Here is an 18,516-nt window from a genome sequence, read left to right on the forward strand (position 1 = left end):
GTCATCGTGTTCGGGTTGCTGATCTTCGCCGTCCGATCCGGTCCGACAGCATGCCAAAGGGGATCTGGAGGATGGCCTGGGTGAGGCCGTAGGCACCAATGGCGAGGCCGATCAACGCCGGCGTCGCGCCGTCAAGCTGCGGGCCGTAGAGCGCGAACACCGGCAGGATCAGGAACAATCCCAGCATTCGCAGGCCGAAGATGGTGGCCAGCCCGGCGGTCGCCCGGCGTTCCGCGCCGTTCATCGCCCCGGCGCTGGATGGCTTTGTGCGGTGCACGCTTTCCCCTGTCGGTCAGGTAAGTACTGGCGCGCTATACTATCAAATTGTCTGATACAGGAAGCCCATGGATTCGATCGTCATTGAGGGGGCCCGCACGCACAACCTGCGTGACCTTCACCTCAAGCTCCCGCGCGGCCAGCTGATCGTCATCACCGGTCTGTCCGGATCGGGCAAGTCATCGCTGGCGTTTGACACCCTCTACGCCGAGGGCCAACGCCGCTATGTCGAATCGCTGTCGGCCTATGCCCGGCAGTTTCTCTCGATGATGGACAAGCCCGACGTTGATCACATCGAGGGCCTGTCGCCGGCGATCGCCATCGAGCAGAAATCAACCTCGCATAATCCGCGCTCGACGGTGGGGACCGCCACCGAGATCCACGACTACCTGCGTCTGCTGTTTGCCCGCGCCGGGACACCGCACTGCCCCACCCATGGGCATGCCCTGCAGGCCCAGACGGTCAGCGAGATGGTCGACCAGATCCTCGCCCAGCCCGACGACCGCCGCTATATGCTGCTCGCCCCCCGCATCCGGGGACGCCGCGGCGAGCATCGCGAGGTGTTCGCCGACCTTCGCAACCAGGGCTTTGTGCGCGCCCGGGTGGATGGTCAGGTGGTGGACCTGGATGAGGTGCCCGCGCTTGATCCTCAGGCGCCCCATCGCATCGATGTGGTGGTGGACCGGTTCCGGATCCGCCCGGATCTGGCGGTGCGACTGGCGGATTCCCTCGAGACCTGTCTGGCGCTGGGAGAGGACGTGGCCGAACTCGCCGATATGGACGATCCCGAGGCGCCGTCGATCGTGTTTTCGGCCCGCTATGCCTGTCCCGAGTGTGGTTATGCCATTGCGGAGCTCGAACCCCGGCTTTTTTCGTTCAACAACCCCCAGGGGGCCTGCCCAAGCTGTGACGGTCTGGGGGTGGAGCAGTTCATCGATCCGGCCCGGGTGGTCGCCCACCCCGAACTGTCACTGGCCGGCGGGGCCATTCGTGGCTGGGACCGACGTAATGCCTACTATGCCCAGATCCTCAATGATCTGGCCGCACACTACGGCTTTGACATCGACACGCCCTGGCAGGCCCTGCCCGCCGACCTCCACGACATTCTTCTGTACGGCAGTGGCGATACGCCGATCCGCTTCCACTATGCCGGCGCACGGCGCGGCAACGCTCAGGTCAGCGAGCACCCCTTCGAGGGCATCATTCACAACATGGCGCGGCGTTATCGCGAGACCGAATCCACCGCCGTGCGCGATGAACTGGCCCGGTTCCTCACCCGCCGCACCTGCCCCGACTGCGGGGGCAGCCGCCTTAACGCCGCCGCCCGCCACGTCACCGTGGGCGGTCAGGACCTGGCCGGGATCAATGCCCTGTCCATCGCCGGCGCCGCCGAGGCAATGGCGGCCCTGGATCTGACCGGCGCGCGCGCTACCATCGCCGAGAGCATTCTGCGCGAGATCGGCCAGCGGCTGCGGTTTCTGATCAACGTCGGCCTCGACTACCTGAGCCTTGAGCGAAGCGCTGACACCCTGTCCGGCGGTGAAGCCCAGCGGATCCGCCTGGCCAGCCAGATCGGCGCCGGCCTGGTGGGGGTGATGTATGTGCTCGATGAACCGTCCATCGGGCTGCACCAGCGCGACAACCATCGTCTGCTCGAGACACTCCGCCATCTGCGCGATCTCGACAATACCGTGATCGTGGTCGAGCACGATGAGGACGCCATTCGTGCCGCGGACCACATCATCGATATGGGCCCGGGTGCCGGCCACGAGGGCGGCGCGGTCGTCGCCGCCGGCACGGCCACGGCACTGATGGCCTCCGACGGCTCGCTCACCGGCGACTATCTGGCCGGGCGCCGCCACATCGCCGTACCGACGCAACGGACGGTGCCCGACCCCGCACGCATGATCCGCATCCGCGGCGCCCGCGGCCATAACCTGCAGGCGGTGGACGCGGATTTCCCCGCGGGGCTGATGGTCGGGGTCACCGGCGTTTCGGGCTCGGGCAAATCGACACTGGTCAACAGCACCCTCTACCCGGCCGCGGCCGCCGCACTCAATCGGGCCGACGCCACACCGGCACCCTGCGAGACCATCGAGGGCCTGGAGCATTTCGACAAGGTCGTGGAGATTGATCAGAGCCCGATCGGCCGGACACCGCGCTCCAATCCCGCCACCTATACCGGGCTTTTCACGCCCATGCGCGAGCTGTTCGCCGCCACTTCCGAGGCCCGCTCCCGCGGCTACGGCCCGGGCCGATTCAGCTTCAATGTCCGCGGCGGGCGCTGCGAGGCCTGCCAGGGGGATGGCGTGATCCGCGTCGCGATGCACTTCCTGCCGGATGTCTATGTGCCCTGCGATACCTGCCGGGGGGCCCGCTATAACCGCGAGACCCTGGAGATACGCTATCGCGGCCATACCATCGCCGATGTGCTGGAAATGAGCGTCAGTGAGGCGCTGGAACTGTTCGCCAACATTCCGGCCCTCGCGCGCAAGCTGCGCACCCTCGAGGAGGTTGGACTGGGTTACGTCAAGCTCGGGCAGAACGCGGTCACGCTATCGGGCGGCGAGGCCCAGCGCATCAAACTGGCCCGTGAGCTTGCCCGGCAGAGCACCGGGCAGACGCTCTATATCCTCGACGAGCCCACCACGGGCCTGCACTTTCACGACATCGCGCAGTTGCTCGAAGTCCTGCATCGGCTGCGCGACGAGGGCAACACCCTGGTGGTCATCGAGCACAATCTCGACGTCATCAAGACCTGCGACTGGCTGCTGGATCTGGGACCCGAGGGCGGCAGCGGCGGCGGTCGTATTGTCGCGACCGGGACGCCGGAGGCGGTCGCCGCCGAGCCGGCGTCCCATACCGGCCACTACCTGGCGGCGATGCTCACCAACGGCATCACGGAAGCAGATGCTTGACCGCGTCCCGCTCTTCGATCAGTTCCTGCTCCGTGGCATTCATGCGTGCCTGCGAGAACTCATCAATCAGCAGACCCTGGACGATCTCGTACCGGCCTTCGACGCAGCGCACCGGAAACGAGTAAATCAGCCCCTCGGCGATGCCGTAGCTGCCGTCGGAGGGAATGGCCATGCTCACCCAGTCGTCGCCTGAGGTGCCCAGCGTCCAGTCACGCATGTGATCGATGGCGGCGCTGGCCGCCGAGGCCGCACTCGACTGTCCGCGCGCCTTGATAATGGCGGCGCCGCGCTGCTGCACGGTCGGGATGAAGCTTTCCTCGAGCCAGCCCTGGTCCACCCACTCCATGGCGGGTTTGCCGTCCACTCGCGCATGGCTGACATCGGGGTATTGAGTGGCCGAGTGATTGCCCCAGACCGTCAGCCGTTCAATGTCGGTGACATGGCGGCCAGTCCGGTTGGCGAGCTGCGCCAGGGCGCGGTTGTGGTCCAACCGGGTCATCGCCGTGAAGCAGCGCGGATCCAGATCCGGGGCGTTATGCCGGGCGATCAGGGCATTGGTGTTGGCCGGATTGCCCACCGCCAGGACACGGACGTTACGACTCGCCACGGCATTCATTGCCTGGCCCTGGGTCGAGAAGATCGCCGCATTGGCCTCGAGCAGGTCCTTGCGCTCCATGCCCGGGCCGCGGGGCTTGGCGCCCACCAGCATGATGTAGTCGGCGTCCTTGAACGCCTCCTCGGGCTTATCGCTGGCCTGGAGCCCGGCCACAAGCGGGAATGCGCAGTCATCGAGTTCCATGATGACGCCCTGCACAGCGTCCATCGCGGGTGGAACCTCGAGCAGCTGCAGGATCACCGGCTGATCCGGCCCCAGCATGTCGCCCGAGGCGATGCGAAACAGAAGGCTATAACCGATCTGGCCGGCGGCGCCGGTGACCGCTACACGTACAGGTGTCTTCATGGGACTCCTCCATCAGCATTTAACGCGGCAGTCTAGCAGAACTGCATCGCGCACCCTACGCACACGACGGATGCCCACAAAAAAGCCGCCTGCTGGCGGCTTTTCTGCAACGATGGCCCAATGGCCTTCGATCAACCGGGCGCCCGCGTCAGGCGACGTCCTCGCGCTCTTCCTCGGCCTCGACTACCGGCCGGTCCACCAGCTCGACAAATGCCATGGGCGCGTTGTCACCGGCCCGGTACCCGGCCTTCAGGATCCGCAGGTAACCCCCGGGGCGCTCACGATACCGCGGGCCCAGCTCGTCAAACAGCTTGCTGACGATGGCCTTGTTACGCAGCCGCGAAAACGCCAGACGCCGGTTGGCGGTGGTGTCATTGCCCGCCAGCGTGATCAGCGGCTCGGCGATGCGACGCAGTTCCTTGGCCTTCGGCAGCGTGGTGCGGATGGCCTCATGCTCGAACAGCGACGCCGACATGTTGCGAAACATGGCCTGACGGTGGGAACTGTTCCGATTCAGTTTTCGTCCGGCTTTGCGATGACGCATCTGTCTATCCCCTTAACCCATGGCCCGGTTGCCGTTCTCGAGGCTCGCCGGCGGCCAGCCCTCAAGACGCATACCGAGTTGAAGCCCGTTCTGTGCCAGGACTTCCTTGATTTCGTTGAGTGATTTCTTGCCCAGATTCGGCGTCTTGAGCAATTCCACCTCGGTGCGCTGAACCAGATCACCGACGTAGTGGATGTCCTCTGCCTTCAGGCAGTTGGCGGACCGCACCGTCAGCTCGAGATCATCAATCGGCCGCAGCAGCACCGGATCAACCTCCGGCTCCTTGCGTCGCGGCTGATCCGCGCCTTCGCCGCCCTCGAGGTCGACGAACACCGACATCTGGTCGCGAAGCACGCCCGCCGCGAGGCGCACTGCCTCCTCGGGTTCGATCACGCCACTGGTCTCGACGTCCATGACCAGTTTATCCAGGTCCGTCCGCTGTTCGACACGTGCGCTCTCGACGTTGTAGGCCACACGCCGGACCGGGCTGTAGGTCGCGTCCACGGCCAGCCGGCCGATGGTGCGCTCTTCCTCGGGATCACGTGCCGTGGCGGGCTCGTAGCCCCGACCGCTGGCCACCGTGATCGACATATTGATCTCACCGGCCTTGGTGAGATTGCAGATCACCAGCTCGGGATTCTTGACCTCGACGTTGGACTCCTCGGCGATGTCGGCGGCGGTTACCGTCCCAGGCCCCTTCTTGCTGAGCCGCAGCGTCGCCTGCTCACGCCCGGAGAGGCGCACCGCCAGTCCCTTCAGGTTGAGCAGGATGTCGACGACATCTTCCTGCACCCCATCCACGGCCATGTACTCGTGCAGCACCCCGTCGATCTCGACCTCGGTGACCGCATAGCCCGGCATGGAAGAAAGAAGAACCCGGCGTAGCGCATTCCCCAGCGTGTGTCCGAAACCGCGCTCAAGCGGCTCAAGCATGATGCGGGCACGCTTGTCGCTGACCGCATCCACCTCAACCACCCGGGGTTTAAGGAAGTCCTTAAACTGACCCTGCATGAATACCACTCCTGATCGGTAGTGACGCTGACCGCGTCACTACTTGGAATAAAGCTCGACGATGAGGGATTCGTTGATCTCGGCGGCGAGCTCGGCACGCTCCGGCCGCTGCTTCAGCGTTCCCTTGAAATTCTTGGCGTCGCCCTCGAGCCATTCCGGCACGCCATTCTGCTGGGCCATCTCGAGGGCCGCCTGGACACGCAGCTGCTTCTGCGCCCGATCGCGGATCGCGATCTCGTCTCCCGGCTTGACCTCGGCCGACGCCACGTTGGTGGTTCGCCCGTTGTGGAGAACCGCCCGGTGCGCCACCAGCTGACGCGCCTCGGCGCGCGTGGCCGCAAAACCGAGCCGGTAGACCACGTTGTCGAGACGCGTCTCGAGCAGCTGCAGCAGATTCTCGCCGGTGTTGCCCTTACGCCGGTCGGCTTCCTTGTAGTACTTGCGGAACTGCTTTTCGAGCACGCCATACATACGGCGAACCTTCTGCTTTTCCCGCAGCTGCAGCCCATAGTCCGACAGTCGTCCGCGACGCTGGCCGTGCTGGCCCGGCGGTGTGTCGAGCTTGCACTTGCTGTCGAGCGGGCGGACCCCGCTCTTGAGGTATAGATCTGTCCCCTCGCGGCGGGCGAGTTTGCAGGTCGGTCCAATGTAACGTGCCATGTTCAGAATCCCCTGGTCAGACGCGGCGCTTCTTGGGCGGACGGCATCCGTTGTGCGGAATGGGCGTCACGTCTTCGATGTTGGTGATGCGGTAGCCGACGTTGTTCAGCGCGCGCACGGCTGACTCGCGACCGGGACCCGGCCCCTTGACCCGCACCTCGAGGTTCTTGAGCCCGAAGTCCTTGGCGGACTCGCCGGCACGCTCGGAGGCGACCTGCGCCGCGAACGGTGTGCTCTTGCGGGACCCGCGGAAACCACTGCCGCCAGCGCTCGCCCAGGCCAGTGCATTGCCCTGGCGGTCGGTGATCGTGATCACTGTGTTATTAAAGCTCGCGTTGACGTGCGCGATGCCATCGACAACCGTGCGCTTGACGCGCTTACGGGTGCGGGTGCTTGGCTTGGCCATTTAAAACCTGTCCTGCTATTGCGTTAACGGGTGACGGCGCGACGCGGTCCCTTGCGGGTCCGGGCGTTCGTCTGGGTACTCTGACCGCGGACTGTCATGCCACGCCGATGGCGGATGCCGCGGTAGCAGCCCATGTCCATCAGTCGCTTGATGTCCATGGCCACCTGCCGACGCAGATCGCCCTCGACAGGATATTCATTGACGACAGCGCGCACGCGCTCGAGCTCATCGTCGGTGAGCTCCCGAACCTTGCGGTCAGGTGCGATATCCGCTGCCTTGCAGATGTCCGCTGCTCGCGTCCGGCCGATGCCGTAGATCGAGGTCAGCGCAATTACTGCGTGTTTGTTGGCGGGAATGTTGACGCCAGCAATACGGGCCATGAGCCGTTACTCCAGGATTATTCTTTTCACTCGGAAACCCGGCAGTATAACCAGATCACCCATTTGCATTCAAGATATGCGCCGCCATCAGCCCTGACGCTGCTTGTGGCGGGCATCGGAGGTGCAGATCACCCGCACGGTGCCGCCCCGCTTGATGACCTTGCAGTTGCGGCAGATCTTTTTAACCGAGGCACGTACTTTCATCGTCCCGTCTCCAAATTTCCTGTTCAGCGTGCCAGGCCGCTGCCGCCACCACGGCCATGCGCCTGCAGATTAGCTTTTTTCATCAGTGGTTCGTACTGATGCGATACCAGATGGGCCTGCAGCTGCGACATGAAGTCCATCACCACCACCACGATGATCAGCAACGAAGTCCCCCCGAAATAGAAGGGCACGTTGAGGTAGAGGATCAGGAACTCGGGCAGCAGACACACCGCTGTAATGTACCCGGCGCCGACCAATGTCAGACGCGTCATCACCTTGTCGATATACCGCGAAGTCTGCTCACCGGGCCGCACACCGGGGATGAAAGCGCCGGAGCGTTTCAGGTTGTCGGACGTATCCCGGGCGTTGAACACCAGCGCGGTATAGAAAAAGCAGAAAAAGATGATCGCCGCGGCGTAGAAGGCGATGTACAGGGGCTGCCCGGGGCTTAGTGTCTGACCCAGCCGCTGCATCCAGGACAGCCCCTCCATCTCCCCGAACCACTGACCGATGGTGGCCGGGAACAGGATGATGCTGGAGGCGAAGATCGCCGGAATCACACCCGCCATGTTGATCTTGAGCGGCAGATGACTGGTCTGCCCCGCGTACATCTTACGACCCTGCTGGCGCCGCGCGTAGTTGATGGTGATCCGCCGCTGGCCGCGTTCCATGAACACGATGAACCAGATCACCGCCACCGCCAGAAGCAGGAGCACCAGCACTGTGGGTATCCCCAGCTCGCCGGTGCGCGTCAGCTCCAGCGTACCCCCCAGCGCCGACGGCAGCCCGGCCACGATGCCGGCAAAGATGATCAGCGAGATGCCATTGCCGATGCCGCGTTCGGTGATCTGCTCACCCAGCCACATCAGGAACATCGTGCCGGTGACCAGCGTGGTCGTGCCCACAAACACGAACATCGGCCCCGGGCTGAGCACCACGCCCTGGTTCTGCAGGGCGACGGTGATGCCGATCCCCTGGAACAGGGCAAGCCCCAGCGTTCCATAGCGCGTGTACTTGGTGATGACGCGCCGACCCTGCTCGCCTTCGCTGCGCAACTGCTTGAGGGACGGCACCACCGCCGACATCAGCTGCATGATGATCGATGCCGAGATATAGGGCATGACCCCCAGAGCAAAAATCGACAGCCGTCCCAGCGCGCCGCCGGAGAACATGTTGAACATGTCGAGGATGGTCCCCGACTGCTGCTCGAACATGTCGGCCAGTGCGCCCTGATCGATACCGGGTATCGTAATGTGCGCCCCGAGGCGATAGATCACCAGGGCGATCACCACGAACGTCAGCCGCTGACGGACTTCCGTCAGTCGGCCCATGCCTCCAAGGGCACCCGCGTTGGCGGAGGGGCCAGCCACTTATACCTCGACCTTGCCGCCGGCTTTCTCGATGGCCGCCCTGGCGCCGGCGGTGGCGCGGACTCCGCGCAGCGTCAGCGCCCGATGCACCTCGCCGGACAGGACCACCTTGGCCGCCCGAGCATTGCGCGGGACGACACCCGCCGCCTGCAGGGTGTCGAGGCTGACCTCGTCGCCGTCGACCTGGCCGATCTCGTGGAGCCGGACCTCGGCGACGTACTGCCCCTTGCGCGAGTTGAAGCCGACCTTCGGCACCCGCCGCTGCAGCGGCATCTGGCCGCCTTCGAACCCAACCTTGTGGAAGCCACCGCTGCGGGACTTCTGGCCTTTATGACCACGGCGCGCGGTCTTGCCCATGCCGGAGCCTGCGCCCCGGCCAACGCGCTCGGCGTCGGGCCGTGAGCCCGGCGCCGGGCGGAGTGTATTCAATCGCATCGTCTAGACCTCCTCGACGGAGAGCATGTAGGAGACTTTATTGATCATCCCGCGATTCTCCGGCGTATTCGCGACCAGCACGCTATGGTGCATCCGCCGCAGGCCGAGCCCGGCGATGCATGCCTTGTGGCTGGCCACGCGGTTCGCGAAGCTGCGGACCACCGTGACACGAAGCTGCTTACTCTTTGCCATGATCAGCCCTGCACCTCTTCTACCGTCTTACCGCGCTTCGCCGCGACGTAGTCCGGCGAGTCATACTCGGTCAGGGCGTTGATGGTGGCCTGCACGACGTTGATCGGATTCCGTGACCCGAGCGACTTCGCCAGCACGTCGTTGACGCCCACGACCTCGAAGACCGCACGCATCGGCCCACCGGCGATGATCCCGGTACCCGATGATGCCGGCTGCATGTAGACCTTGCTCGAGCCGTGATAGCCGTTCATGGAGTACTGCAGCGTCGGGCCGTTGAGGTTGACCTTGCGCATGTTGAAGCGCGCCCGCTCCATCGCCTTCTGGATGGCCAGCGGCACCTCGCGCGCCTTGCCGTAACCAAAGCCGACCGAGCCGTCGCCGTCACCGACCACCGTCAGTGCGGTGAAACCAAACTGGCGGCCGCCCTTAACAACCTTCGCCACGCGGTTGATGGTAATGAGCTTCTCGCGGAGGCCCTCACCATTGACATCATTTGTCGCCATCGCCTACGTGCCCCTATTCAGAATTTGAGTCCGGCTTCACGGGCCGCATCGGCGATCGCCCGCACCCGGCCGTGATAATTGAAGCCCGAGCGATCGAACGCCACCTCGGTGACACCCGCAGCGGTGGCGCGCTCGGCGATTGCCTGACCGATGGCCTTCGCTGCCGCGACATTGCCGCCGTTGGCGAGCGATCCGCGCATGTCCTTCTCGAGCGTCGACGCCGACGCCAGGGTCCGCGACGCGTCGGCGGAGATCACCTGCGCATAGGTGTGGCGCGGGGTGCGGTGCACCGTCAACCGCGCGGCTCCGAGCTCCCGCATCTTGGCGCGACCCTTGCGGGCGCGACGCTCTCTTGCTGCCTTCTTTTGCATCGCCATTACTTCTTCTTGGCTTCTTTCATGATGACCCGCTCGTCAGCGTAGCGAACGCCCTTGCCCTTATAGGGCTCCGGCGGACGGTACGCGCGGATATCAGCAGCGACCTGTCCGACCTGCTGTTTATCCACACCGCGGACCACGATTTCGGTGTTGGAGGGTGTCTCGACCGTGATGCCCTTCGGCACCGGGTGCTCCACCGGATGCGAGAAACCGAGGGTCAGGTTGACCGTGTCGCCCTTGGCCTGGGCGCGGTATCCGACGCCCACCAGCTTGAGACGCCGCTCGAACCCCTCGTGCACCCCGCGCACCATGTTGTTGATGAGTGCCCGCGTGGTACCCGCCAGCGCAACCGCCTCCTGGCGTTTGCGGTTGGGCACGAAGGTCAGCACCTGCTCGTCCTGCGCGACATCGACCCACTCGTGGATCGTATGGTGGAGTTCGCCTTTGGCCCCCTTGACGCTGACCTTGCGGTCGTCGCCAAGGTTGACTTCGACGCCACTCGGGATCGCGACCGGACTGTTCGCTACTCTCGACATGACCGTTTATCCCGTCTCTAGAAAACCACGCAGAGGACTTCACCACCGTGGCCGGCGTCGCGCGCCGCCCGGTCGGTCATCACACCCTGCGAGGTGGAAATGATGGCTGTTCCCAGACCACCGCGCACCCGGGGCAGCGTTCCCCGGCCTTCAAAGCGCCGCAGTCCGGGCCGACTCACGCGCTGGATTTCCTCGATGACCGGCCGGCCCTCGTAGTACTTCAGCGTCACCGCCAGCGTGGGCTTTTTCTCGGTGCCTTCGACCCGATAGTCGTGGACATAGCCCTCCTCCTTCAGGACCCGGACGATGGCCAGCTTCAACTTCGAGGAGGGCATCGAGACCTCCGTCTTCTCAGCGGTCTGCCCGTTACGAATGCGGGTCAGCATATCCGCGATGGGATCGGTCATGCTCATGTTCGCGTCACCTGGTTCCTTGCCTGGTTACTGTTGCCCATGCCGCTTACCAGCTGGACAGCTTCAGGCCGGGGATCTCACCGCGCATGGCGGCCTGGCGGAGCATATTCCGGGACAGGCCGAATTTGCGGTAGTAGCCGCGCGGCCGTCCGGAAACGTTGCACCGATTGCGGCCCCGCACCGGGCTGGCATTGCGGGGCAGATTCTGCAGCTGCTCCTGGGCTGCCACCCGCTCCTCCTCGGAGGAGGCAGGGCTGCGGATAATCTCCTTGAGCTCCGCCCGCTTCGCCGCATGCCTGTTGCGAAGCCGCTCGCGCTTGAGCTCACGCTGGACCATGGAAACCTTGGCCATTTCCTGCCCTCTTTACTTGCGGAAGGGGAATCCAAAGCCCTCCAGAAGGGCCTTGGCTTCCTCGTCCTTGACTGCGGTAGTGCCGATCGCAATGTCCATACCGCGGACAGCGTCGATCTTGTCGAATTCAAGCTCCGGGAACACCAGCTGCTCACCGATTCCCAGATTGTAGTTGCCCCGTCCATCGAACGAGCGCGGCGAAAAGCCGCGGAAATCGCGGATCCGCGGCCCGGCGATATTGATCAGCCGGTCGAGGAACTCGTACATCCGCTCGCGACGCAGGGTCACCTTGACGCCGATGGGCCAGCCCTCGCGGATCTTGAACCCGGCAACGGCTTTGCGCGTGTAGGTCACCACCGGCTTCTGCCCGGTAATGGCCGCCAGATCGCCCGCGGCGTTGTCCACGACTTTCTTGTCGCGTATCGCCTCGCCGACGCCGATGTTCACCGCGATCTTGTCGAGCCGCGGGACCTGCATCGGATTGGCATATTCGAATCGCTGCGACAGCGTGCCGATGATTTCGTTTGTGTATTGCTCACGCAATCTGGCCATCTCGATACCCTAATCAATCAGCGTGTTGTCGGACTTGAAAAAGCGCACCCGACGCCCGGCTTCGCCATCGCGGATCCCGACCCGATCAGGCCGCCCGGTGTTCGGGTTGTAGATCGCCACATTGGAGCGGTGCAGCGGCTTTTCCTGCTCGATGATTCCGCCGGAATCATTCGCCTGGGGATTGGCACGCTTATGCTTTTTCACCTTGTTCGCGTTCTCGACAACGATGCCGTCACGCTCGGGCAGGACCCGGATGACGCGGCCGCGCCGCCCCTTGTCCTTGCCCGCAATGACCATGACTTCGTCACCGGCTTTAATCTTCTGCATCGTTACAGCACCTCCGGCGCCAGAGAGATGATGCGCATGAAACGCTCGTTGCGGAGCTCGCGCGTCACCGGACCGAATACACGGGTGCCGACTGGCTGCAGGTTGGCGTTGAGCAGCACGGCCGCATTGCCGTCGAAGCGGATCAGCGAACCGTCCTGCCGGCGCACGCCACGCTTGGTCCGTACGACGACCGCGTTATACACCTCGCCCTTCTTGACCCGGCCCCGCGGGATGGCGTCCTTGACACTCACTTTGATGATGTCGCCGATGCCGGCGTAACGGCGCTTGGAGCCGCCCAGTACTTTGACGCACTGCACCTCCCGGGCCCCGCTGTTGTCCGCCGCGCCTAGCAGCGTCTGCATCTGAATCATGGCGATTGACTCTCTATGATTGATCGTTGCTTACTGAACGGCCCGCTCGAGCACGTCCACAAGCCGCCAGGTCTTTTGCTTGGACACCGGCCGGCATTCGACGACCGACACCCAATCCCCCTTCTGGCAGACGTTGTCCTCGTCGTGCGCGTGAACCTTCGTCGTCCGACGGATGTACTTGCCGTAGAGCGGATGCGGCACGAGGCGCTCGACCACCACGGTGATGGTCTTGTCCATCGCCGTGCTGACGACGCGGCCATTGACCGTGCGCTTGACGCTTTCCTTATTACTCATGACTGCTCACCACTCCCGGTCTTCTCGTTGAGCACGGTCTTGATCCGCGCGATATCACGCCGGACCCGCGTCATCTGGTCGGGCCGCGCCAGCTGCCCCGTGGCCTGCTGCATGCGCAGATTGAACTGCTCCTTGCGCCGCTCGAGAAGCTCGCTCTCAAGGCTCTCGACGGACTTGTCCCGCAATTCTCTGGCCTTCATCACATCACCGTCCGTTCGACGAACCGGGTGTGCACGGGCAGCTTGGCCGCCGCGCGGCGGAATGCCTCGCGCGCCACTTCTTCCGACACGCCCTCGATTTCGTAAATCACACGACCCGGCTGCACCTTGGCGGCCCAGTGGTCGACATTACCCTTGCCCTTGCCCTGGCGAACCTCGAGGGGCTTGGACGTGATCGGCGCATCCGGAAAGATGCGGATCCAGATCTTGCCACCGCGCCGGACATGCCGGTTGATGGCCCGTCGGCCGGCCTCGATCTGACGCGCCGTCACCGGCCCGCGCGTCGTGGACTTCAGGCCGAATTCGCCGAAGTTCACCTTGTCGCCGCGGGTTGCCAGACCGTTGTTACGGCCTTTCTGCTGTTTCCTGAATTTTGTGCGCTTTGGCTGAAGCATGACTGACTCCTTGTAGCGGCGTTAGCCCGCGGCCCGCTGGCTGGGAACGGTGTCGGTATCAAGGATCTCGCCCTTGAACACCCAGACCTTCACGCCGATGACACCGTAGGTGGTCTTCGCCTCGGCAAAGCCGTAGTCGATGTCCGCCCGGAGCGTATGCAGCGGGACACTGCCCTCGCGGTAGTACTCGCTACGCGCGATTTCGGAGCCGTTCAGCCGGCCGCCGACCTGGACCTTGATGCCCTTGGCGCCGAGCCGCATGGCGTTGCCGACGGCGCGCTTCATGGCCCGACGGAACATGATGCGGCGCTCCAGCTGCTGGGCGACATTGTCGGCGACCAGCTGCGCATCGAGCTCCGGCTTGCGGATCTCTTCGATGTTCACATGCACCGGGATCCCCATGCGCTGCGTCAGCTGGCGCCGGAGGCGATCGATGTCTTCGCCCTTCTTGCCGATGACGATGCCGGGCCGCGCCGTGTGGATCGTGATCAATGCGTTCTTGGCGGGCCGCTCGATGCGGATCTTGCTGATCGACGCATGCGCGAGGCGCTCGCGGATGAACTCACGGATCTTGTAGTCCGTGTACAGCTGATCACCGTAGCGGTTGCTGTTGGCGAACCACATCGACCGCCAGTCTTCGGTAATGCCCAGCCGGAATCCCGTTGGATGAACCTTGTGTCCCATTCCTAAACCCCTAGTCCTCAGCGACGGCCACGGTAATGTGGCTCGTGCGCTTCAGGATACGATTCGCCGAGCCCTTGGCCCGAGGCTGAATCCGCTTGTACATCGGGCCCTCGTCGACCTGGATGCGCGCGATGCGCAGCTCGTCGATGTCGGCCCCACTGTTGTGCTCCGCGTTGGCAATCGCGGAATCAACGACCTTTCGCACAATGCCCGACGCCTTGCGGGGGCTGAACTCGAGCACTTCCAGCGCCCGCGACACTGGAAGGCCACGGATCTGGTCAGCAAGGAGCCGCACTTTCTGCGGCGAAATGATCGCGTATCGAAGCCTGGCCGCCGTTTCCATGCTTACCTCTTCGCCTTCTTGTCGGCCTGGTGACCCTTGAACGTCCGGGTGGACGCGAATTCACCGAGCTTGTGACCGACCATGTTCTCGTTGACGAGCACCGGCACATGCTGACGGCCGTTATGCACCGCAATGGTCAGACCGACCATCTCCGGCACTACCATCGATCGCCGCGACCAGGTCTTGATCGGACGCTTACTGTTGGCCTCCGCCGCCACCTGAACTTTCTTCAGGAGGTGCGTATCAATGAACGGGCCTTTTCGAATCGAGCGTGGCACTTCTGATCCACCCCTTTCCGTTAGCGTTTGCGACGGCGCACGATAAGCTTATCGGTGCGCTTGTTGCTGCGGGTCTTGTGACCCTTCGTCGGAATACCCCAGGGGGTTACCGGATGGCGCCCACCCGACGTCCGACCCTCACCACCACCGTGGGGATGGTCCACCGGGTTCATCACCACGCCGCGCACCGTCGGGCGCCGTCCGGCGATCCGCGTCGCCCCCGCCTTGCCCATGGAGCGCAGCGAGTGTTCGCCGTTGCTGACCTCGCCGATGGTGGCCCGGCACTCGCTGAGCACCTTGCGCATCTCACCGGAGCGCAGACGCAGCGTAGCGTAGGCGCCCTCACGGGCGACCAGCTGCACACCGGCACCGGCGGAGCGCGCCATCTGCGCGCCCTTACCCGGCCGCATTTCGATGCAATGCACCTGCGTACCCAGCGGAATGTTGCGCAGCGGCATCGTGTTGCCCGGCTTGATGGGCGACCCCTGACCCGAGCGGACCTCTTGGCCCACCTTGAGGTTCTTGGGTGCAATGATGTAGCGGCGCTCGCCGTCCCGGTACAACAGCAGCGCGATGTTCGCACTGCGATTGGGGTCGTACTCCAGCCGCTCCACGCGCGCCGGAATGTCTTCCTTGTTGCGCCGGAAATCGATGTCGCGATAGCGCCGCTTGTGCCCACCGCCGATATGGCGCGTGGTGATGCGGCCCTGATTGTTCCGTCCGCCACTCTTGTTGAGCTTGCGGACCAGGGGCGCATAGGGCTCGCCCCGGTAGAGATCGCTTTTCACCGGCTGGGCGACGAACCGACGCCCGGGCGAGGTGGGTTTTGCTTTACGCACTGCCATGATCGTTCAGTCCTGTCCGCTTATTCCACGCCGCCGATGAAATCCAGCTCATGGCCCTGCTCGAGCGCCACATAGGCTTTCTTCCAATCGGGACGACGACCCTGGATCCGCCCGAAGTTCTTGCGCTTGCCGTTGACATTGGCCACGCGCACATCCCGGACCTCGACCTCGAACAGCTGCTCGACAGCCGCCTTGATTTCGCGCTTCGTCGCGTTGCGCGCGACCTTGAACGCCACCTGGTTGGCCTCGTCCGCAATCACCGTGCTTTTCTCGGAGATATGCGGTCCGCGAAGCACCTGGTACATCCGCTCCTGATTCATGCGAGCCACTCCTCAATACGCCGCAGCGCATCCGTTGTGATGACGACGTTCTCATGGGCCAGCAGCGTCACCGGGTCGAGGCCGACCGTATCGCGGACATCAACGCGCGGCAGGTTGCGGACCGCCAGGTAAAGCGCCTCACTGACTTCAGTCGTCACGATCAGCACGTCCTCGCTGCCGGTCAGCCCCTTGATCTGGGCGCGGGCGTCGCGTGTGCGGGGCCCGTCGACCTCGAACGTGCTCACGACCTGCAGGCGCTGCTGCCGAAGGAGCTCCGAGAGGATCGAGCGCAGCGCGCCGCGATACATCTTGCGATTGACCTTGACCGAATGATCCCGCGGCTTGGCCGCGAAGGTCTGACCACCACTGCGCCAGATCGGACTGCGGATCGTGCCGGCACGGGCCCGACCGGTGCCCTTCTGCCGCCACGGCTTGACGCCGCCGCCGCTGACTTCCGAGCGGGTCTTCTGGGCCTTCGTGCCCGCCCGCGCCCCGGCCAGGTACGAAACCACGACCTGGTGAACGAGCGGCTCACGGAATTCAGCACCGAGAACGGTCTCGGAGACCTCGATGGTCGAGCCGTCACCCTGCAATGTTAGCTGCATCAGTTACCTCCCGCCGCGGCGAGCTGTTTGACCGCCGGGCGCACAATGACGTCCCCGTCCGCCGGCCCGGGAACCGCGCCGCGGACCAACAGCAGGTTGCGCTCGGTGTCGACCCGAACCACCTCGAGATTCTGTGTGGTCTCACGGACATTACCCATCTGCCCGGACATCTTCTTGCCCGGGAACACGCGACCCGGATCCTGCGCCTGGCCGATCGAGCCGGGCACACGGTGGGATGCCGAGTTGCCGTGCGAGTTGTCCTGCGTGCGGAAATTGTGGCGCTTGACCGTCCCCGCGAAGCCCTTACCCTTGGAGGTACCGGTCACATCAACGATGGCCCCTGCCTCGAACTGCTCGACGGTCAGCGTGCCACCGGCCTGGATGTCTTCGCCGGCATCGCTGCCGAGCCGGAACTCCCAGAGTCCGCGGCCCATCTCGACACCGGCCTTGGCGACATGCCCGGCAATGGCCTGGTTGACGCGGGACGGACGACGCTCTCCGGCGGTGACCTGAACGGCACTGTAACCATCATGGCCCTGTGCCTTGATCTGCGTGACGCGGTTCGGGGTGGCCTCGACCACCGTCACGGGGATGCTCTCACCCGTATCCGTAAAAATCCGCGTCATGCCGCGTTTGCGGCCGACGATTCCGATTGCCATCGTCGCTACCCTCTTCTATCAGCTGAACGTATCCCCGCAGGCAGACCGATGGCTTACCTGCTGGGTGATCATCAACCGAATTGTTTCTTTCGGATTGATGCCGGCCTGGGCCGGCCTAAAAGAGGCCCGCTCCGGCGGGCTGATACAGGATCAGTGCCGGAGTAGTTCCCCGAAACTCAGGAGAGCTTGATCTGCACATCGACGCCGGCGGCGAGGTCGAGCTTCATCAGCGCGTCGACCGTCTTGTCCGTCGGGTCGATGATGTCCATCAACCGCTTGTGAGTCCGAATCTCATACTGATCGCGCGCGTCTTTGTTGACGTGCGGCGAAATCAGAATGGTATACCTTTCCTTCTTCGTCGGCAAGGGAACCGGGCCCTGTATATGGGCGCCGGTCCGCTTGGCCGTCTCGACGATCTCCCGGGCCGACTGATCGATCAGCCGATGGTCGAATGCCTTGAGACGAATCCGGATTTTCTGGTTATTCGATGCCATAGTCGTTTACTCGAGGATCTTGGAGACGACGCCGGCACCCACGGTGCGGCCGCCCTCGCGGACCGCGAAGCGCAGACCCTCTTCCATCGCGATCGGCGCGATCAGCGACACGGTCATCTGCACGTTGTCACCCGGCATCACCATCTCCGTGCCCGAGGGCAGGTCACAGGCACCGGTCACGTCCGTGGTCCGGAAGTAGAACTGCGGGCGGTAGCCATCAAAGAACGGCGTGTGACGGCCGCCCTCGTCCTTGCCCAGCACATACACCTCGCACTCGAACTTGGTGTGCGGCGTGATCGAGCCGGGCTTGCACAGCACCTGGCCGCGCTCGACATCATCGCGCTTCGTGCCGCGCAGCAGCGCGCCGATGTTATCCCCGGCACGCCCCTCGTCGAGCAGCTTGCGGAACATCTCCACCCCCGTGACCACCGTCTTGGTCGTCGGGTTGATGCCCACGATCTCCACATCCGAGCCGGTCTTGATAATGCCGCGCTCCACGCGACCGGTCACCACCGTGCCACGGCCCGAGATCGAGAAAACATCCTCGATGGGCATCAGGAACGCACCGTCCACCGCCCGCTCCGGCTCCGGCA

Annotated in this window: 31 protein-coding genes and 1 pseudogene; 1 reads left to right on the plus strand and 31 read right to left on the minus strand. The window is 64.2% G+C overall.

The features are described from left to right. Positions 1–25: 25 nt before the first annotated feature. Positions 26–244, minus strand: a pseudogene (locus BA899_RS01475) (MFS transporter); the annotation flags it as partial. A gap of 100 nt (positions 245–344) precedes the next feature. Here BA899_RS01475 and uvrA point away from each other — a divergent pair. Next, on the plus strand, positions 345–3,194 hold the full coding sequence (gene uvrA / locus BA899_RS01480; protein ID WP_159299530.1) for an excinuclease ABC subunit UvrA: 2,850 nt from the start codon (positions 345–347) through the stop codon (positions 3,192–3,194). Here the strand turns inward: uvrA and BA899_RS01485 are convergent. From BA899_RS01485 to BA899_RS01630, 30 genes are all read right to left on the minus strand, one after another. Beyond that, the gene (locus tag BA899_RS01485) at positions 3,175–4,155 is read right to left on the minus strand and encodes a malate dehydrogenase (RefSeq protein WP_069134064.1); all 981 of its coding nucleotides are present in this window, start codon (positions 4,153–4,155) and stop codon (positions 3,175–3,177) included. The two genes, uvrA and BA899_RS01485, sit on opposite strands and share 20 nt — an antisense overlap. 148 nt (positions 4,156–4,303) lie before the next feature. Further along, complete coding sequence (rplQ, locus tag BA899_RS01490; protein ID WP_069134063.1) at positions 4,304–4,699, minus strand: 50S ribosomal protein L17; 396 nt, start codon at positions 4,697–4,699, stop codon at positions 4,304–4,306. Between the two features lie 12 nt (positions 4,700–4,711). After that, the gene (gene rpoA, locus BA899_RS01495) at positions 4,712–5,710 is read right to left on the minus strand and encodes a DNA-directed RNA polymerase subunit alpha (RefSeq protein ID WP_159299531.1); all 999 of its coding nucleotides are present in this window, start codon (positions 5,708–5,710) and stop codon (positions 4,712–4,714) included. A gap of 39 nt (positions 5,711–5,749) precedes the next feature. Next, positions 5,750–6,370 carry a 30S ribosomal protein S4 gene (rpsD, locus tag BA899_RS01500; RefSeq protein ID WP_069134061.1) on the minus strand — a complete coding sequence of 207 codons (621 nt, stop codon included), beginning with the start codon at positions 6,368–6,370 and terminating at the stop codon, positions 5,750–5,752. Positions 6,371–6,386: 16 nt separating this feature from the next. After that, the gene (gene rpsK / locus BA899_RS01505) at positions 6,387–6,776 is read right to left on the minus strand and encodes a 30S ribosomal protein S11 (RefSeq protein ID WP_159299532.1); all 390 of its coding nucleotides are present in this window, start codon (positions 6,774–6,776) and stop codon (positions 6,387–6,389) included. 23 nt (positions 6,777–6,799) lie between these two features. Continuing rightward, on the minus strand, positions 6,800–7,156 hold the full coding sequence (rpsM, locus tag BA899_RS01510) for a 30S ribosomal protein S13 (RefSeq protein ID WP_069134059.1): 357 nt from the start codon (positions 7,154–7,156) through the stop codon (positions 6,800–6,802). A gap of 87 nt (positions 7,157–7,243) precedes the next feature. After that, positions 7,244–7,360 (minus strand): 50S ribosomal protein L36, encoded by a 117-nt coding sequence (rpmJ, locus tag BA899_RS01515; protein WP_069134058.1) that lies wholly within the window; start codon positions 7,358–7,360, stop codon positions 7,244–7,246. A gap of 23 nt (positions 7,361–7,383) precedes the next feature. After that, a complete protein-coding gene (gene secY / locus BA899_RS01520; RefSeq protein ID WP_148122430.1) occupies positions 7,384–8,691 on the minus strand; it encodes a preprotein translocase subunit SecY in 1,308 nt (435 codons plus the stop codon). Between the two features lie 39 nt (positions 8,692–8,730). Continuing rightward, complete coding sequence (gene rplO, locus BA899_RS01525) at positions 8,731–9,165, minus strand: 50S ribosomal protein L15 (protein WP_069134056.1); 435 nt, start codon at positions 9,163–9,165, stop codon at positions 8,731–8,733. Between the two features lie 3 nt (positions 9,166–9,168). Then, complete coding sequence (gene rpmD, locus BA899_RS01530) at positions 9,169–9,357, minus strand: 50S ribosomal protein L30 (protein WP_069134055.1); 189 nt, start codon at positions 9,355–9,357, stop codon at positions 9,169–9,171. A 2-nt stretch (positions 9,358–9,359) separates the two neighbouring features. Continuing rightward, positions 9,360–9,860, minus strand: a complete 501-nt coding sequence (gene rpsE, locus BA899_RS01535; protein ID WP_069134054.1) for a 30S ribosomal protein S5 — start codon at positions 9,858–9,860, stop codon at positions 9,360–9,362. Positions 9,861–9,877: 17 nt separating this feature from the next. Continuing rightward, on the minus strand, positions 9,878–10,231 hold the full coding sequence (gene rplR, locus BA899_RS01540) for a 50S ribosomal protein L18 (protein ID WP_069134111.1): 354 nt from the start codon (positions 10,229–10,231) through the stop codon (positions 9,878–9,880). 5 nt (positions 10,232–10,236) lie between these two features. Further along, positions 10,237–10,773, minus strand: a complete 537-nt coding sequence (gene rplF, locus BA899_RS01545) for a 50S ribosomal protein L6 (RefSeq protein ID WP_069134053.1) — start codon at positions 10,771–10,773, stop codon at positions 10,237–10,239. Between the two features lie 17 nt (positions 10,774–10,790). Beyond that, positions 10,791–11,186: a 30S ribosomal protein S8 gene (rpsH, locus tag BA899_RS01550; RefSeq protein WP_159299533.1), complete on the minus strand. Its 396-nt coding sequence runs from the start codon at positions 11,184–11,186 to the stop codon at positions 10,791–10,793. A gap of 46 nt (positions 11,187–11,232) precedes the next feature. Then, positions 11,233–11,538, minus strand: coding sequence for a 30S ribosomal protein S14 (rpsN, locus tag BA899_RS01555; RefSeq protein WP_159299534.1), 306 nt, complete (start codon positions 11,536–11,538; stop codon positions 11,233–11,235). A gap of 12 nt (positions 11,539–11,550) precedes the next feature. Beyond that, positions 11,551–12,090 (minus strand): 50S ribosomal protein L5, encoded by a 540-nt coding sequence (gene rplE / locus BA899_RS01560; protein WP_069134050.1) that lies wholly within the window; start codon positions 12,088–12,090, stop codon positions 11,551–11,553. Between the two features lie 9 nt (positions 12,091–12,099). After that, the gene (gene rplX, locus BA899_RS01565; RefSeq protein WP_069134049.1) at positions 12,100–12,417 is read right to left on the minus strand and encodes a 50S ribosomal protein L24; all 318 of its coding nucleotides are present in this window, start codon (positions 12,415–12,417) and stop codon (positions 12,100–12,102) included. A 2-nt stretch (positions 12,418–12,419) separates the two neighbouring features. Beyond that, a complete protein-coding gene (rplN, locus tag BA899_RS01570; protein WP_069134048.1) occupies positions 12,420–12,788 on the minus strand; it encodes a 50S ribosomal protein L14 in 369 nt (122 codons plus the stop codon). Between the two features lie 30 nt (positions 12,789–12,818). Then, positions 12,819–13,082 (minus strand): 30S ribosomal protein S17, encoded by a 264-nt coding sequence (gene rpsQ / locus BA899_RS01575; protein WP_069134047.1) that lies wholly within the window; start codon positions 13,080–13,082, stop codon positions 12,819–12,821. Beyond that, complete coding sequence (gene rpmC / locus BA899_RS01580) at positions 13,079–13,282, minus strand: 50S ribosomal protein L29 (RefSeq protein WP_069134046.1); 204 nt, start codon at positions 13,280–13,282, stop codon at positions 13,079–13,081. The genes rpsQ and rpmC overlap by 4 nt, the downstream gene beginning before the upstream one ends. Continuing rightward, complete coding sequence (gene rplP, locus BA899_RS01585) at positions 13,282–13,695, minus strand: 50S ribosomal protein L16 (protein WP_023367924.1); 414 nt, start codon at positions 13,693–13,695, stop codon at positions 13,282–13,284. Before rplP ends, rpmC begins: the two co-directional genes overlap by 1 nt. A gap of 21 nt (positions 13,696–13,716) precedes the next feature. Beyond that, entirely contained in the window at positions 13,717–14,379 is a 663-nt protein-coding gene (gene rpsC, locus BA899_RS01590) for a 30S ribosomal protein S3 (RefSeq protein WP_144347963.1), read from the minus strand. A gap of 10 nt (positions 14,380–14,389) precedes the next feature. Then, on the minus strand, positions 14,390–14,722 hold the full coding sequence (gene rplV / locus BA899_RS01595; protein ID WP_144347962.1) for a 50S ribosomal protein L22: 333 nt from the start codon (positions 14,720–14,722) through the stop codon (positions 14,390–14,392). 2 nt (positions 14,723–14,724) lie between these two features. Further along, positions 14,725–15,000 (minus strand): 30S ribosomal protein S19, encoded by a 276-nt coding sequence (gene rpsS / locus BA899_RS01600; RefSeq protein ID WP_023367930.1) that lies wholly within the window; start codon positions 14,998–15,000, stop codon positions 14,725–14,727. A 20-nt stretch (positions 15,001–15,020) separates the two neighbouring features. Further along, positions 15,021–15,845 carry a 50S ribosomal protein L2 gene (gene rplB / locus BA899_RS01605; protein ID WP_069134043.1) on the minus strand — a complete coding sequence of 275 codons (825 nt, stop codon included), beginning with the start codon at positions 15,843–15,845 and terminating at the stop codon, positions 15,021–15,023. A 20-nt stretch (positions 15,846–15,865) separates the two neighbouring features. Further along, complete coding sequence (gene rplW, locus BA899_RS01610) at positions 15,866–16,165, minus strand: 50S ribosomal protein L23 (RefSeq protein ID WP_069134042.1); 300 nt, start codon at positions 16,163–16,165, stop codon at positions 15,866–15,868. Continuing rightward, complete coding sequence (rplD, locus tag BA899_RS01615; RefSeq protein ID WP_159299535.1) at positions 16,162–16,770, minus strand: 50S ribosomal protein L4; 609 nt, start codon at positions 16,768–16,770, stop codon at positions 16,162–16,164. Before rplD ends, rplW begins: the two co-directional genes overlap by 4 nt. Next, a complete protein-coding gene (gene rplC, locus BA899_RS01620; RefSeq protein ID WP_159299536.1) occupies positions 16,770–17,429 on the minus strand; it encodes a 50S ribosomal protein L3 in 660 nt (219 codons plus the stop codon). The genes rplD and rplC overlap by 1 nt, the downstream gene beginning before the upstream one ends. A gap of 176 nt (positions 17,430–17,605) precedes the next feature. Continuing rightward, positions 17,606–17,923: a 30S ribosomal protein S10 gene (gene rpsJ, locus BA899_RS01625; protein WP_069134039.1), complete on the minus strand. Its 318-nt coding sequence runs from the start codon at positions 17,921–17,923 to the stop codon at positions 17,606–17,608. A 6-nt stretch (positions 17,924–17,929) separates the two neighbouring features. Next, positions 17,930–18,516, minus strand: a 587-nt coding sequence (locus BA899_RS01630) for an EF-Tu/IF-2/RF-3 family GTPase (protein WP_255425090.1), incomplete at its 5' end; no start/stop codon positions are given.

The organism is Spiribacter sp. SSL99 (assembly GCF_009805925.1).
GTDB lineage: Bacteria > Pseudomonadota > Gammaproteobacteria > Nitrococcales > Nitrococcaceae > Spiribacter > Spiribacter roseus.